Source organism: Nocardia sp. NPDC058058, from assembly GCF_042885355.1.
Taxonomy (GTDB): Bacteria; Actinomycetota; Actinomycetes; order Mycobacteriales; family Mycobacteriaceae; genus Nocardia.
The window spans coordinates 1,324,425-1,338,411 of record NZ_JBHVSA010000001.1 but is presented as its reverse complement, the minus strand read 5'-3'; the positions used below and the strand labels follow the sequence as shown (position 1 = coordinate 1,338,411).

The window sequence follows — 13,987 nt, the reverse complement described above, 5'->3', positions numbered from 1 at the left end:
ATATGACAGCGGAACAAGTATTCAATGTCGAAGTGCGCGCGGGTGACCGCGACTTAGCCGAAGAGCTCGGCCAGTGGCTGGAGAAGTCCGGGGTCGAGGAGGTCAGCGTCACCCGCGAACGCGGCATGATCGATCTGCAAGCCCTGGAATACCTCATCTCCGCGACCCTGGTCGAACTGTCCGTACTGGCCCGGCTCGGCTTCTGGATTCGCGAAAAGACGCACTGCCGCACCGTTTACGACGCACGCGCCAAAACGGTACTGACGGAAATGGATTGCCGGATACGGGACGGCAAGATCGTGGTCATCACCAAGAAAGGCGCGACCGTCTACGAACCGGGGACACCGGTCGATCTGAACAAGATCCTCGGCGACGCACTCGGATCCGCCTGAGCGCTACCAGGAAATTCACAGGTATCGATAGCCTGCCGATAGCCATTTCACCGTGCGCGACCACGTTTGACCTGCGCGCACGCGGTTTCGTATCGTTGAGGAACGATGCCTCGAGGAATCCGGTGCAACTCCGGAACGGTCGCGCCACTGTGAACTCCCGCCCGCCGGGAGCGAGTCAGACCCTCGCATCGCGTTCAAATCACCGACGGGGACGCGCACAATCCCCACGAACTCGAGGAGTCATCGTGGCAACCTCATACGTCCCGCGTTCCGGTCTCGGCACCGGATCCCTGGCCCTGCCCACCACCGCGCTCTGGCTGGCCGGCACCGCCATCCTGGCCCTGCTGGCGATCTACTTCATCGGGATCGACCAGGGCGCGGTATCGATCTTCGGCAGCGATATGCATGTGCACGAGTTCGTGCACGACGGCCGTCATTTCCTCGGATTCCCCTGCCACTAGCCCGGGAATCGAGACAGCACAATGGAAAAGCGAATCATCGGCCGAGGCGTCCTGCTGGGCGGACTCGGCGGACTGCTGGCGTTCGCGTTCGCGCGCATCCTGGCCGAACCCATTATCGGCCGCGCCATCGACTACGAGACCGGGCGCGATGACGCCCAGATGGCCCTGGACAAGGCCGCCGGACATCCCATGGCCGATATGGCCGATACCGAATTGTTCACCCGCACCGAACAGGCCAATGTCGGAATCGGATTCGGCATGGTCGTCTTCGGTCTCGCGCTGGGCGCACTGTTCGCGGTCGTCTACTACCTGGCGCTGCGCCGGGCCGGGAACATCGGCCCGCGCAATCTCGCACTGCTCGTCGCGGGCGGAATGTTCCTGACGCTGTACGCGGTTCCGTTCCTGAAGTATCCGGCCAACCCGCCCTCCATCGGGCATCCGGACACCATCAAGGAACGCACCGCGCTGTACGTGGCGATGATCGTGATCACCGGGGTGGCGTTGCTGGCCGCGGTCTGGCTCGGTCGCAAACTCGCCGCGCGACTGGGCAATTGGACCGCGACCATCGCGGCCGGGGCCTCGTTCGTGGTGGTCATGGCCGTGGTCATGCTGATCCTGCCGCCACTGGGGCACCTGTCGGCGAACAAGTCCTTCGGCGACTTCGACACCGAGACACCGCAACCGCTCACCGATCCCACCGGCAAGATCGTCTATCCGGGCTTCCCGGCCGACGACCTGTATCACTTCCGGCTGTATTCCTTTGCCGCACAATTGATCATGTGGGCGGTCATCGGAGTCGGCTTCGCCTGGCTGGCCCCGCGCCTGCTCGGCGAGCGCGCCACCGAAACCAGCACGCCCGCGGCGGCATGAGCGCGGTCACCCGGCTCACGCTGATCACGCACGCGATCACCGATGCCACGCAGAGCGCCAGTTTTCCGCTGGACGAACCACTCAACGCCCTCGGTGATCGCATGATCGGAAAGGTCGGCGCGGTACCCGCCGCCGACCGCACCGTGACCTATCACGCACCCGAAATCCGTACCGGCCAAACCGCATCCGCGCTCGGGCTGACCGGAACCCCGGAGCCCGCCCTGCGCGATCTGGACCACGGTGACTGGTCCGGTCGCAGCATGGACGCCATCGCGCCCGAACAGCTGATGCCCTGGCTCACCGATCCCGAATACCGTGCGCACGGCGGTGAATCGATCACCGATCTCATCGAGCGCACCCGGGCGTGGCTCGACACCCTCGCGGGTCGCGGCGAGCACATCACCGCCATCACCCATCCCGCCCTGGTGCGCGCCGCCGTCCTGTGCGCATTGGCCGCTCCCGCACAATCGTTCTGGCGCATAGATATTCCGCCGCTCACCGCCACCACGTTGCACCACCGCGCCCCGGCCTGGACCCTGCGCGCCACCGCCCTGCCGCTGACCTGAGTCAGCGCAGACAGAGCGAATCCAGGATCTCTGCCGCGTAATCGATGAAGAGCAGATGGCCCGCACCCGAGACCAGATGCAGATCGGTATGCGGGAGCAGGGTCGCGAGCCGCCGGCTCTCCGAACAGGGCAGGTTCGAATCGGCGTCCCCGTGCCAAATCTGCACGGGGGCCGCGATATCGGCGAGATCGAAGCCCCAGGGTTTGCCGAACAGGGAACGCAGATCGGTGGCGAAACCGCGCGGCCCCTGCCGGAACGCCTCGGCGAGATTGGCCGCCATCTTGGCCGCGAGTTCGGGATCGGCGGCCACCCGTTCCTGATCCACCCGAGCCATCTGCGAAATCAGGGTGTCGATACCCCCGCGCTTGCGCACGGCCTTCTCCAGTTGGGCGGCCGCGGGGCCGGTGAGGAACGGAAAGCGTTGCAGCATGGCCAGACTCCGGCGGCGCTTACGAGCCGCCGCGTCCAGATCGCCGTCCGGATGTTTGTCGAAGGGCGCGGGGGCCGAGACCACCGCGATGCCCGACACCCGGTCGGGCAGGCGGTAGGCGCAGGCCAGCGCGTAGGGGCCGCCGCCCGAGACGCCGATGACCGCGAACTGCTCCCATTCCAGGCGATCAGCGAGTTGGACAGCGGTATCGGGCCATTCCACCACCGGTTGAGCGGCGGTCGGACTGGACCCGCCCATACCGGGTCTGTCCACCGCCACCACGCGGATTCCGGCCGCGGCCGCGGCCTGATCGAAAGCCTCGGCCTCCACATGTGATCCGGGGACGCCGGGGCAGTACAGCAGCGGGACGCCCGATGGATCGCCGTATTCGGCGAAGCCCACCGTGCCATCGCCAAGAGTGATCGACCGGGACACGCTCGATGACATCACCTGGGCAGGGTAAGGCCAAAGCCGCCCCGGACCCGCGCGACGCACGCACCGACATTCCGTCCGCGCCCAACACGCCGGAATTGTCTGATACTTCGCTGATTCGAGTCCCGGTCAGCGCGAACGCAGCCGGGAGTTCCGGCGGTCCGGGCGAATGGACATCTCGTGAAAACCGGCCGGGGTCTCGATATGACTCGGACCGCGTAACCGGTTGTGCCGCATACGCTGCGTGCGCTCCTGGAGTGAAATCGGATGCGCGAAATGGATTTCCGCCTGCCGATCGGCGGTCACCACCGTGGCCTCCTGCTCGGGACCGCGCCATTCCGCGATCCAGAGATTGCCGAACACCAGCACGTGCGGCCGACTCTGATCATCCAGGGTGACCTGGACATCGGCTCCGGTGTACTCGCCCCACACCGCCCACCACATCTCCTCGGGCTCCTCGGGGATGGGGCCCGCCGCGCCCACCGCCATATCGTTGTGCCCCAGCCACGTTCGCCACGGCGGGGCCGCCTCACCCTCGGAATCGGTGTGGGACGGGCGAATTCGGAAGTGCTCATCGGCCGCCCGCCACTCCACGCACAGCCCCGACACCGGTAACACCATCTCGTCGAAATCCATTGCTTTCCTTCCGCCGGTCGGAATCGGTGCGCTCGTCACCGGCCGATCTACCGCTTCAAGGTCATATCCATGGACTACCCCGCCTGCGGCGTTATCAAACCGTGATGCCTCGCGTTCGCCCCGTTTGATCCGGCCCCGGCTGGTCATCCTGCTGAAAAGGGCACCCGGGCAGCCGGGTTGATATGAGGACTCGACATGACAAGTGAAGAGGCGATGGAGTTCCCGCCGCTGGACAACGCACCGGACATCTCCCGCGAGACATCGGTGGCAACGGCGGAAGGGCTGCGGGACAACGGAAATCGGATCGGCTATGGGCTCCTAGGGGCGGGCGTGCTGACCGCCTGCGCGACGCTGCTGGCCGGATTGGCCGGGGAGAACGCGATAGGTCTGGGGGCCGCGGTGATCACGGTGATCTGCCTGCTCATCGGTACCGCGCTGACCACGGCGGCGCGGCGCAGAAACGCGGCGATGACCGCCGAGAATGAGGAAACGAGCAGGTGGCAGGTCATTCCACGGGAGGAGTGAGCCGGGCCGAGGAGGTGCGGCGAAGCTGGACGGTTGATCCTCGGACGCGGGAATTTGCTTGCCATGCGACCGTAGGCACGTATCGATTGCCCATCGATCTGCCGTAACTGCGGATTGTTGGCCGAATCCGAGCCTGCGTGTCCGGATTGTCTACTAGCCTGGGCCGATGAGCACCCAGGCTCTTCCGTCCGAACTGGTCGAAGTCATCGGCCGATATCAGCTCGCCTTCCTGATCACCATCGGCGCGCACGACGGCCCGCACACCACCCCGCAGCAGACGATTCTCGACGCGGACCGGGTGCGTCTGCCCGCCACCGGGCCGACCACGCGGCGCAATATCGCTGCGAGCCCGGCGATTACGCTGCTCTGGCCGCCGGTCACGCCCGATGGTCACGCGCTCATTCTCGACGGCATCGCCACCGTGACCGGGGACGAGCTCGATATCCGGGTGACGCGGGCGGTGCTGCATCACACCGCGACACCGGAACCCGGTGCGGCGCGTTGTTCCGGCTGCCGCCGGTTCGTGCTCGACAGCCCGGGCGATATCGCCACGCCCGGAATACAACCCGCGATCATGGCCTGACCTCACACCGCGGCATCGGCCGCCAGCGCGATGTCGAGGCGCTCGTACATCGGGACGAAAGTATTGATCCGGTAGCGCCGCTTGCGGATCGACCAGGGGCGACCGGCGGCCAGCAGCGCCGTCAGGAAGTGTGTCAGTTCAACCAGACTCAGGGCCGCGCCCGGGCACAGATGTTTGCCGCCGCCGAACCACAGCTGACGGATTTCGTTGATATGACCCAGGTTCGGATCGAAGCGGCCGGGTGCGTTGGCGATGGTCCAGGTCATGATCTTGACGCGGTCACCCGGGCGCAGCACGCGGCCGGACAGTTCCACCTCGCCCACCACGCCGCGGCCGACCACCGGCATGGAACTGGTGACCCGCAGGCCCTCGCGAATCGCCGCCGGTAGTCGTTCGGGATCGGTACACAGCCGGGCGTGTTCGCCGGTGTCGTGCAGCAGGGCGACCAGGCGGCCCATGGTGCTGGCCAGGGTGGCGGTGCCCGCGACCACGAGAAGTACCGCGGTGCCGCGGGTTTCATCGATATCGAAACCGAGTGCGCGGCATCTGCCGATCACCGTATCCGGTGCGGCGGTGTCGTAGACCGCGGCGACCGCCGCGCCGATGCGGGCCGCTATGGCCTGACCTTTGCGTGCGTTGCGGGCCGGGACGACGGTTGTCGCCCAGTTCCCTTTGCCGAGATCGGCGAGTGCGGTGACCGCTCGGAACAGCTCTTCGTACGCCGCGTCATCGGGCAGCACGGGCAAGCCGACCAGGTCGGTCATGATCCGCCCGGTGAACACCCGGGAGAAGGCCGCGATATCGACGGTGCGGCCCGCGGCGAGATCGGCGCGCAGGCGCGTCAGCATCGGGCCGACCGCGCGTTCCACCATCGCCTCCGAGCGCGCCCGGGTGAACAGGTCGTTGACCTGGGCGCGGAACGCGGTGTGCTGCTCGCCCTCGAAATGCTCGAGCACGAAATCGCCGAGCATCTGCGACCACCAGTGACCGGAAGCGCCGTCGTGCACGATGCTGAAACGCGCGCTGTCGGAGTGGATCTCACGGGCCAGGCGCGGGTCGGTGACGACCCAGCCGAGACCGGGCACTTTGCGCAGCGGGCGAGCCAGCGGTGCGGCCGTGAGCAATACGGCCAGACCGGGTTGTGCGCAGGCGTGCAATGCGAGTTCATGCCACTCGGCGGCGCGGCGGGTCCGCACGGGGGTGTCGGTGTGGATCATGCCTTGGCCCCGCTGCCGGTCCACGCTGTCGCGGCGGCCGATTCGATTGCGGTCGTGGTGAATTGATCCAGCACCAGATGCGTGCACAGCACCGCCATACTCGCCCATTCGGCGGCTGCGCCCGCCCAGGTCCCGGACTTGTCCACCGCGGTGCGCCAGATCCGTTCGGTGGCAACGGGATCGAAGAGTCCGTAGCGCTGGACCGCGGCACGCGAGAGATGGTCTCCGGCCAGATCGGCTCCGGGGCCGCTCAGATACCAGGCGCTGATCGGTGTCATGAACGGCTTCTTGCGGCGGCGCACGATCGGCTTGGGCAGGATGTCGGCGACCGCGCGTTTGAGCACGTATTTCTCGGTGCCCAAGTGCACCAGCATATTCGGATGAATCTCGGCGCAGATATCGATGACATCGCGATCCAGGAACGGCACCCGCACCTCGATGCCATTGGCCATGCCGAGCCGATCCGAGATGGGGAGCACCCAGTGCGGCAGCCGGGTGTGGAACTCGAAATGCAGTTGGCGATGCAGGGTGGTGTGCGCGGGCGGGGCGGGCAGTGCCGAGGGCCGGGGGAGTCGTTCGGTGAGCGCCGGTGCGATGGCCTCACCCAGGGCGCTCCACAGGTAGATCCAGGGCGGCACCTGTCCGAAATGGTCCGTGTACTCATCGAAACGTGCGGCCACGCCGGTGATATGGCGATCGATACCGCTCGGCGCGCCGATCCACTTGGTGGCCTGCTGCCACAGCAGCGGTTGCAGCGCACCGAGTCTCAGCGATTCGAGTTTCGCGCTGACCTTCATCAGCCGGTAGAAGTCGTATCCGGCCAGGAGCTCGTCGGAGCCGTCACCGCTCATGGCGACGGTCCAGCCGTGCTCGCGCGCCATCCCGGTCAGCTCCAGGAACGGTGTGGCGACGCCGCCGTACCAGAACGGGGATTCGAAGTGCCACATACTCTTCGGCAGCAATTCGCAGGCGCGAGCGCCCGTCATCGCGGCTTCGTCATTGCTTACGCCGAGAGACTGCGCGACCAGGCGTGACATCGAGGTCTCATCGTGAATCTCGCCCGGGAGCGCGAGGCTGAGGGTGGGCAGCGGAGAAGCGCAGCGCCGCGCCGCCACCGCGGCGATCGCGGAGGAATCCAGGCCGCCGCTCAAGGCGACTCCACCGCGCACCTCGTCCGGAATGCGTTTGGCCACCGCGGCGGTGAAGCGATCGTTGAACGCGTCTATCGCCGCGCGACCGGTCAACAGCGGCCGGTCGGGGTCCGGGCGCTCGAAAACCGTGAAATAGCGCCGTGATCGGGCTCCGGTGGCATCGATGGTGGTGATCGTGCCCGGCGGGAGGTCGGTCACCTCCCGCCAGAAGGTATGCGGTGCGATGGTGTGGCCGTAGAACAGGCAATCGGCCATGCCCTGCGGATCGATCTCGATCGGGCACAGTCCGGATGCGAAGATGCCCTTGATCTCGGATGCGAAAACGACTCTGCCGCCACGCCTGTGATAGAACAGCGGCTTCACCCCGACCCGGTCCCGGGTGAGTAGCACGCGCTGTTTTCCCATGTCCCACAGTGCGATTCCGAAATCGCCGTCGAGGTGCTCGACGAAGTGCTCGCCGTACTCCTCGTACAGGTGCGGGATGACCTCGGCATCGCTGCGGCTGTGGAAGCGATGCCCGCGCGCCGCCAGCGTCCGGCGGAGTTCGCGGTGGTTGTAGATCTCCCCGTTGCACACCGCGAGCACGGTGCCGTCCTCGCTGCGCACCGGCTGCTGACCGTGTGCCACATCGACAATGGACAGGCGCGCGAACCCGAACGCGGCGTTGCGATCCGACCACACCGCGGTCTGATCGGGACCGCGATGCCGCATGATCGCGTTCATCGATTCGATGGGCCGGGGATCGACCGCACCGGCGAAGTCGACGATTCCGCTGATTCCACACATTTGCTGTTCCTCCGCGGGGGTAGGCGTTCGCCTACCCGATCATAGGTTCGCGGCGCGGAAGAACAACTCGGCGGAGATGAATTGTCTTGTGTGACAAGTCGTATGGGAAAACTTCTTCGGATCGAAGAGTGATCCCGCTATCGGGGCGCTCGATCTGAAACAGGTTGCAGAATTATCGCCCGTTCTCCTGATCGCCGGTGCCCTCGCCACGACCGAGCAGATGCCGCAGCGTCGCCTCGAGATCGGGTGCGCGGAAACGATGTTCGGCCGCGGCGAGCCGGGCCGGGGTCACCCGCTGGCTGGCATTGGCGAGCTCCTGCGCGCCCTGCTTGCCGAGCAGCAACGCCGGACCGAATCCCGGCACCGGCAGCAGCGCGGGGCGGTGCAGCACGTGGGCCAGCGTGGCGGTGTACTCGCGATTGCGCGCCGGGTTCGGGGCCACCGCGTTGACCGGACCCGCGAGCGCGTCATCCCAGAGCGCACGGTGATACACGTCGATGAGGTCATCGATCCCGATCCACGAAAGCCACTGCCGCCCATCGCCGATGCGCCCACCCAGCCCGGTCGCGAACAGCGGGCGCATCAAACGCAGCGTGCCGCCCCGAGGTGACTGCACGATGCCCGTGCGCACCCGGACCACCCGGCTGCCCGCCGCCGCGGCGGGCTCGGTGGCGTCCTCCCATGCCTCGACCACATCGGCGAGAAACCCATCACCCCGCGCACTGTCCTCGGTCAGTAATTCATCACCGCGGTCGTAGCCGTAGTACCCGATCGCCGAAGCACTGACGAACGTGCCCACCCCCGCCTCCCCGGCGGCCTGCGCGAGCTTCCTGGTCGGCTCGATCCGACTGTCGGCGATATCGCGCCGATGTCCCTCGGTGAACCGTCCCGCGATCGACGCACCCGCCAAATGAATCACCGCGTCGACCCCGTCGAACAGCTCCGGAGCGGGCGCGGCCGGATCCCATCGGCGTTCGAGGGAGTTCCGCGGCGCATGCCGCACCAGCCGAATCACGGTATGCCCGCCGGTGCTCAGAAACGCCGACAGCGCCGACCCCACCAAACCCGATGCCCCGGTAATGGCAATCGTCGACGCCTTGAACCCATGCCCCGCCGCCCGCCGATGCGCGGCGAGATCATCGGCGAGCTGCCGATACCGGTAATCGAAAGTCGCGTTCAACGCGGCCGCCGGAATCGGCGTCTCGATCCGATCGATCACCCGGGTATGCCCGTCATCGACGGCCTGGAACTCATGAATATGCCGCCACCGCATGGCAATTCCCGCCGGCATCGACGCCACCCCATCCACCGCCAACTGATCGACGAACCGATGCGGCGGGTCATAGGCCCCCGGATCATGCGCCGCCACCCACCGCAGCCCACCCGGCAACCCCAGCACCGCCCGCCCATCAGCGAGCGACTCCGCCTCCGAGATCAAACTCAGCGGCTGCCACGGCGGCGACAACCGCCCGAAAGCCCCCGGCCGCGAATACCAATCGAACACCTCGGCCAGCGGTGCGGACACAACGCTCGAACGCTCGATTCCCATCCCTCGACCGTAGCCCGCCAACCGGTGCGAAACCCGCTGCCGCTGTTGCTCCGCGAAAGATTCGCGGGGCCGATTCGTCAGCGGCGGGTGAGGGGTGGGCGGAGGGCGAGGTGGTCGCGGAGGGTGGTGCCTTCGTAGGTGGTGGGGTAGGAGCCGCGGGTCTGTAGTTCGGGGATGAGGAGGTTGACGATGTCGTCCAGGCCGGTGGGGACGAGGTAGGGGGTGATGTTGAAGCCGTCGCTGGCGCCGTGGCGGACCCAGCGGGTGAGTTCGTCGGCGACCTGGCCGGGGGTGCCGGAGAAGCCGAAGCGGGCGGTGGTTTCGATGGCTACCTGGCGGAGGGTGAGGTTGCGGGATTCGGCGAGGGCTCGCCATTGGGCGACCAGTGCGGTGCGGTCCTGGCCGTCGCGTTGGGCGCCGCGGGTGCCCGAAATGACTGATTGTTCGGCGTCTTCGGTGGGGAGGGGGCCATCGGGGTCCAGGTGCGAGAGGTCGCGGCCCCACACCTGGCCTGCCAGGGAGAGGGCGGTCGCGCCGGTGATCTGCTGTTCCAGGACCCAGCGCTTCTTTTCCTCGACCTCGGATTCCCGCTCGGCGAGCACGATCTGGGTGCCGGGCAGGATGCGGATGTCATCGGCCGGGCGGCCCGCGGCGACCAGGCGTGCGCGAATATCGTCGGCGAAATCGAGGGCGGGGTCGAAGTTGGTTCCGAAGGGGGAGAAGATGACTTCGGCGTGCGCGGCCGCGAAGTCCCTGCCCTGTGGGGACACTCCGGCCTGGAAGATCACCGGGTGGCCCTGTCGGCTGCGCGGCAGGGTCGGGGTGATGGCGACCTTGAAATGTTCGGTCTCGCGTTCGACCGTGCGCACCGAACCCGGTGTCAGCCAAGAAGAGTCACGGCGCGACGACGAAATCGCGTTGTCAGACCAGGAATCCCAGATCTCTCGGGCGGTGCTCAGGAACTCCGCGGCGCGATCGTAGCGATCGGCGTGATCCAGAAACCCACCGCGCCTGAAGTTTTCACCCGTCCACGCGTTGTCCGTGGTGACCACGTTCCAACCGGCGCGGCCACCGGAGATCACATCGAGTCCGGACAGCCGCCGTGCCAGGTCGGCGGGCTCGTTATAGGTGGTGTTCTGGGTGGCGACCAGGCCGATGCGGTCGGTGATGCCCGCGAGCGCCGCGAGCTGGGTGATGGCATCGGGGCGGCCCGCGATATCGGTGTCCAGCAGTTGCCCGTCCTGTTCACGCAACCGCAGTCCCTCGCCGAGGAAGAACGCGTCGAAGAGTCCGCGTTCGGCGGTGGTCGCGACGCGACGGAAGGTCTCGAAGTCGATCTGCGAACCGCTACTGGGATGGGACCAGATGGTGTGGTGGTTGACGCCCTGGAAGAAGACTCCGAAATGCACTCGGGCGTCGGGGAAACGGACCTCGCTCATCGGATGACTTCCTTCGCGTAACGGTTGGCGGGGCGGGGGAGCCGCAGGTTCGCGCGCAGCGTCGAACCGGGCACGGGACGATGTGCGATGCCCGCACGCAGCAGGGCGGGCAGCACGTAGCGGGCCAGGACGGGCAGGTCCTCATCGATCACCGCGAGATGCAGGCGGACGCCGTCGGCGTGCGCGGAGAGCTCGGTCAGCAGTGCGATGAGATCGGCGGAGCCACCCGAAAAGCGCAGGCGCGCGGCGTGATCCGCGACCGTCTCCGAGTCGAGATCGGCGAGCCGCTCGATCGCGGTCACACCGGGAATATCCAGGGCGACCGCGAGATCGACCAGCACGCGCGGCGTACCGGCCGCTCTCGCACGCCGCACGGTCGCCACCGTCTCCGGCACCGTCGCACCGCTCACCAACGCCACATCGATATCGGATCCCGCTGTGTCATAACCGAATACGACCACCTGCCCCTGCGGCGGACGCGGCACGATGGCCGGGCCCTTCACCGAGAACGTCTCCCCGATGAAATCGATGTGATGCAACCGATCCCGATTCAGGAACCGCCCCGCCGCATAGTCGCGAACGACCGCGTCGTCCTCCCACGAATCCCAGAGGCGTCGCGCCACCTCGATGGAATCGGTGCGCTCACGCCGGATTTCGTCCTCGCCCACCCGCGGCGCGGCACCCCAGGTGCGGGCCGAGCCCGGATCGTCGGCCGCCAGCCATCCCGCCCGTCCCCGCGACGCGTAATCCAGGCTCGCCAGCTGCGAGGAGATATGGAACGGCTCGGCGTAGGTCGCCGCCACGACGGGCACCAGCCCGAGCGTGCTCGTGCCGGCGGCCACGAACCCGGCACGCGTCACCGCATCGATCCGCCCGCCGACCCCTCGCGCGGGCGGTGTGATCGAATCGTCGAAGCTCGCGAAGGTGAACCCCGCGTTCTCCGCCGCCGCCACCCGATCCCGCAGGGTTCGCGCAGCCAGTAACTGTTCGGGATCATGATCGGCCCGCCGCCACGCCCCGGGGTGATATCCCTCGCCGTCGAGCTCGATCCCCAGCGTGAACAGGCTCTTCCGGACTTCACTCTCGCTGCCCATACGTTCGATGCTCATCGAACCAGCCCGCCGCCGCCACGGTTGGCATCACCGTGATCCGAACGGTCGGCCGCCCCCGGGAGCCCCTGACCGTGGGGTTCGGAGGCGGACAGCTAAAATTGGTGGTTCTTGTGTGTCCGGAGGGCGCACAGTCGATCAGTTATCTGTCAGCACACCATCGCACGAGGAGACCGTCTGTGATCACCGCGACCGACCTGGAGGTCCGGGCCGGAGTCCGCACCCTGTTGACGGCGCCCGGGCCGGCGCTGCGGGTGCAGGCCGGTGACCGGATCGGGCTGGTCGGCAGGAACGGCGCCGGGAAGACCACCACGTTGCGCATTCTTGCCGGTGAGGGAGAACCTTACGCGGGCAAGGTGATTCGTTCGGGCGATTTGGGGTATCTGCCGCAGGATCCGCGCGAGGGCAATCTGGATGTGCTCGGACGCGATCGGGTGCTGTCGGCGCGGGGACTGGACACGCTGATCCGCGATATGGAGAAGCAGCAGACCATCATGGCCGAGGTGGCCGATGACGCCGCCCGCGACAAGGCCGTTCGCAAGTACGGGCAGTTGGAGGACCGGTTCTCCGCGCTCGGCGGATACGTCGCCGAGAGCGAGGCCGCGCGCATCTGTAGCAGCCTGGGGTTGCCGGATCGGGTGCTGGCGCAGCCGCTGCGCACGCTCTCGGGTGGTCAGCGTCGTCGAATCGAGTTGGCGCGCATCCTGTTCGCGGCCTCCGACGGCAGCGGCGGCAAATCCGACACCACCCTGCTGCTGGACGAGCCCACCAACCACCTCGACGCCGACTCCATCACCTGGCTGCGCGGATTCCTGCAGAACCACGAGGGCGGGCTCATCGTCATCTCCCACGATGTCGAACTGCTCGGCGACGTGGTCAACAAGGTCTGGTTCCTCGACGCCGTGCGCGGCGAGGCCGATATCTACAACATGGGCTGGAAGAAGTACCTCGACGCCCGCGCCACCGATGAACAGCGCCGCCGCCGCGAACGCGCCAATGCCGAGAAGAAGGCCAGCGCCCTCAAGCAGCAGGCCGCCAAGCTCGGCGCGAAGGCCACCAAAGCCGCCGCCGCACACCAGATGATCAAGCGCGCCGAGCGCATGCTCTCCGAGGTGGACGAATTGCGCGTGGCCGACCGGGTCGCCCGCATCAAGTTCCCGAACCCGGCGACCTGCGGTAAGACCCCGCTCATGGCGGAAAACCTGACCAAGATGTACGGCTCGCTGGAAATCTTCGCGGGCGTGGATCTGGCCATCGACCGCGGCAGTCGCGTGGTCATCCTCGGACTCAACGGTGCCGGTAAGACCACGCTGCTGCGCCTGCTCGCCGGTGCCGAACAGCCCACCGCGGGCAATCTGGTCCCGGGCCACGGCCTCAAGGTCGGGTACTTCGCGCAGGAGCACGACACCCTCGACGACAATGCCAGCGTGTGGGAGAACATCCGGCACGCCGCCCCCGACGCGGGCGAACAGGATCTGCGCGGACTGCTCGGCGCGTTCATGTTCTCCGGCCCGCAGCTGGAACAGCCCGCGGGCACCCTGTCCGGCGGTGAGAAGACCCGTCTGGCACTGGCCGGGCTGGTGTCCTCGGCCGCGAACGTGCTGCTGCTCGACGAGCCGACCAATAACCTCGACCCGATCTCGCGCGAGCAGGTCCTGGACGCGCTGCGCAGCTACGCGGGCGCGGTCGTGCTGGTCACCCACGATCCGGGCGCAGCCGAGGCGCTCAACCCGGAGCGCGTCATCATGCTGCCCGACGGCACCGAGGACCACTGGTCCCAGGAATACCTGGAACTCATCCAGCTCGCCTGAGACCCGAACTCCGAGAACGAAGCCCGAGCA

Annotated in this window: 14 protein-coding genes and 1 riboswitch; of the genes, 7 read left to right on the top strand and 7 right to left on the bottom strand. The window is 67.2% G+C overall.

Features of this window, described 5'->3' with window-relative positions; all coding sequences use genetic code 11:
- Window positions 1-2: 2 nt before the first annotated feature.
- The 4 genes from ACFVUS_RS06205 to ACFVUS_RS06190 all read left to right on the top strand — a co-directional run bounded on the left by ACFVUS_RS06205 (window position 3) and on the right by ACFVUS_RS06190 (window position 2,289).
- A complete protein-coding gene (locus tag ACFVUS_RS06205) occupies window positions 3-392 on the top strand; it encodes a hypothetical protein (RefSeq protein WP_387762090.1) in 390 nt (129 codons plus the stop codon).
- A gap of 65 nt (window positions 393-457) precedes the next feature.
- A riboswitch (cobalamin riboswitch) is annotated at window positions 458-598 on the top strand.
- Window positions 599-637: 39 nt separating this feature from the next.
- Window positions 638-853, top strand: a complete 216-nt coding sequence (locus tag ACFVUS_RS06200) for a CbtB domain-containing protein (RefSeq protein ID WP_387762088.1) — start codon at window positions 638-640, stop codon at window positions 851-853.
- A 21-nt stretch (window positions 854-874) separates the two neighbouring features.
- The gene (locus tag ACFVUS_RS06195) at window positions 875-1,723 is read left to right on the top strand and encodes a CbtA family protein (RefSeq protein ID WP_387762086.1); all 849 of its coding nucleotides are present in this window, start codon (window positions 875-877) and stop codon (window positions 1,721-1,723) included.
- Window positions 1,720-2,289, top strand: coding sequence for a histidine phosphatase family protein (locus tag ACFVUS_RS06190; RefSeq protein WP_387762085.1), 570 nt, complete (start codon window positions 1,720-1,722; stop codon window positions 2,287-2,289). Before ACFVUS_RS06195 ends, ACFVUS_RS06190 begins: the two co-directional genes overlap by 4 nt.
- 1 nt (window position 2,290) lies before the next feature.
- Here the strand turns inward: ACFVUS_RS06190 and ACFVUS_RS06185 are convergent, their stop codons facing one another.
- Complete coding sequence (locus ACFVUS_RS06185) at window positions 2,291-3,166, bottom strand: alpha/beta fold hydrolase (protein ID WP_387765424.1); 876 nt, start codon at window positions 3,164-3,166, stop codon at window positions 2,291-2,293.
- Window positions 3,167-3,280: 114 nt separating this feature from the next.
- Complete coding sequence (locus ACFVUS_RS06180; protein ID WP_387762084.1) at window positions 3,281-3,787, bottom strand: hypothetical protein; 507 nt, start codon at window positions 3,785-3,787, stop codon at window positions 3,281-3,283.
- A gap of 195 nt (window positions 3,788-3,982) precedes the next feature.
- Between ACFVUS_RS06180 and ACFVUS_RS06175 the strand changes: the two genes are divergently transcribed.
- Together ACFVUS_RS06175 and ACFVUS_RS06170 are read left to right on the top strand one after the other, a co-directional pair.
- Window positions 3,983-4,312 carry a hypothetical protein gene (locus ACFVUS_RS06175; protein WP_387762082.1) on the top strand — a complete coding sequence of 110 codons (330 nt, stop codon included), beginning with the start codon at window positions 3,983-3,985 and terminating at the stop codon, window positions 4,310-4,312.
- Window positions 4,313-4,478: 166 nt separating this feature from the next.
- The gene (locus ACFVUS_RS06170; RefSeq protein ID WP_387762081.1) at window positions 4,479-4,895 is read left to right on the top strand and encodes a pyridoxamine 5'-phosphate oxidase family protein; all 417 of its coding nucleotides are present in this window, start codon (window positions 4,479-4,481) and stop codon (window positions 4,893-4,895) included.
- A gap of 2 nt (window positions 4,896-4,897) precedes the next feature.
- On the opposite strand, the gene ACFVUS_RS06165 is transcribed toward ACFVUS_RS06170, so the two are convergent.
- From ACFVUS_RS06165 to ACFVUS_RS06145, 5 genes are all read right to left on the bottom strand, one after another.
- On the bottom strand, window positions 4,898-6,112 hold the full coding sequence (locus ACFVUS_RS06165) for a cytochrome P450 (protein WP_387762080.1): 1,215 nt from the start codon (window positions 6,110-6,112) through the stop codon (window positions 4,898-4,900).
- The gene (gene asnB / locus ACFVUS_RS06160) at window positions 6,109-8,049 is read right to left on the bottom strand and encodes an asparagine synthase (glutamine-hydrolyzing) (RefSeq protein WP_387762079.1); all 1,941 of its coding nucleotides are present in this window, start codon (window positions 8,047-8,049) and stop codon (window positions 6,109-6,111) included. Before asnB ends, ACFVUS_RS06165 begins: the two co-directional genes overlap by 4 nt.
- Window positions 8,050-8,221: 172 nt before the next feature.
- Window positions 8,222-9,598: a TIGR01777 family oxidoreductase gene (locus ACFVUS_RS06155; RefSeq protein ID WP_387762078.1), complete on the bottom strand. Its 1,377-nt coding sequence runs from the start codon at window positions 9,596-9,598 to the stop codon at window positions 8,222-8,224.
- A gap of 77 nt (window positions 9,599-9,675) precedes the next feature.
- On the bottom strand, window positions 9,676-11,037 hold the full coding sequence (locus ACFVUS_RS06150) for an NtaA/DmoA family FMN-dependent monooxygenase (protein ID WP_387762077.1): 1,362 nt from the start codon (window positions 11,035-11,037) through the stop codon (window positions 9,676-9,678).
- Window positions 11,034-12,146 (bottom strand): LLM class flavin-dependent oxidoreductase, encoded by a 1,113-nt coding sequence (locus ACFVUS_RS06145; protein WP_387762076.1) that lies wholly within the window; start codon window positions 12,144-12,146, stop codon window positions 11,034-11,036. Before ACFVUS_RS06145 ends, ACFVUS_RS06150 begins: the two co-directional genes overlap by 4 nt.
- Before the next feature lie 179 nt (window positions 12,147-12,325).
- Between ACFVUS_RS06145 and ACFVUS_RS06140 the strand changes: the two genes are divergently transcribed.
- Window positions 12,326-13,957 (top strand): ABC-F family ATP-binding cassette domain-containing protein, encoded by a 1,632-nt coding sequence (locus ACFVUS_RS06140; RefSeq protein WP_387762075.1) that lies wholly within the window; start codon window positions 12,326-12,328, stop codon window positions 13,955-13,957.
- Window positions 13,958-13,987 lie beyond the last annotated feature (30 nt).

Bases quoted from the DNA above. Each gene is read 5' to 3' on its own strand.
- asnB (WP_387762079.1), bottom strand. From the start codon at position 8,049: ATGTGTGGAATCAGCGGAATCGTCGACTTCGCCGGTGCGGTCGATCCC.
- ACFVUS_RS06195 (WP_387762086.1), top strand. From the start codon at position 875: ATGGAAAAGCGAATCATCGGCCGAGGCGTCCTGCTGGGCGGACTCGGC.
- ACFVUS_RS06165 (WP_387762080.1), bottom strand. From the start codon at position 6,112: ATGATCCACACCGACACCCCCGTGCGGACCCGCCGCGCCGCCGAGTGG.
- ACFVUS_RS06170 (WP_387762081.1), top strand. From the start codon at position 4,479: ATGAGCACCCAGGCTCTTCCGTCCGAACTGGTCGAAGTCATCGGCCGA.
- ACFVUS_RS06155 (WP_387762078.1), bottom strand. From the start codon at position 9,598: ATGGGAATCGAGCGTTCGAGCGTTGTGTCCGCACCGCTGGCCGAGGTG.
- ACFVUS_RS06180 (WP_387762084.1), bottom strand. From the start codon at position 3,787: ATGGATTTCGACGAGATGGTGTTACCGGTGTCGGGGCTGTGCGTGGAG.
- ACFVUS_RS06145 (WP_387762076.1), bottom strand. From the start codon at position 12,146: ATGAGCATCGAACGTATGGGCAGCGAGAGTGAAGTCCGGAAGAGCCTG.
- ACFVUS_RS06190 (WP_387762085.1), top strand. From the start codon at position 1,720: ATGAGCGCGGTCACCCGGCTCACGCTGATCACGCACGCGATCACCGAT.
- ACFVUS_RS06185 (WP_387765424.1), bottom strand. From the start codon at position 3,166: ATGTCATCGAGCGTGTCCCGGTCGATCACTCTTGGCGATGGCACGGTG.
- ACFVUS_RS06205 (WP_387762090.1), top strand. From the start codon at position 3: ATGACAGCGGAACAAGTATTCAATGTCGAAGTGCGCGCGGGTGACCGC.
- ACFVUS_RS06175 (WP_387762082.1), top strand. From the start codon at position 3,983: ATGACAAGTGAAGAGGCGATGGAGTTCCCGCCGCTGGACAACGCACCG.
- ACFVUS_RS06150 (WP_387762077.1), bottom strand. From the start codon at position 11,037: ATGAGCGAGGTCCGTTTCCCCGACGCCCGAGTGCATTTCGGAGTCTTC.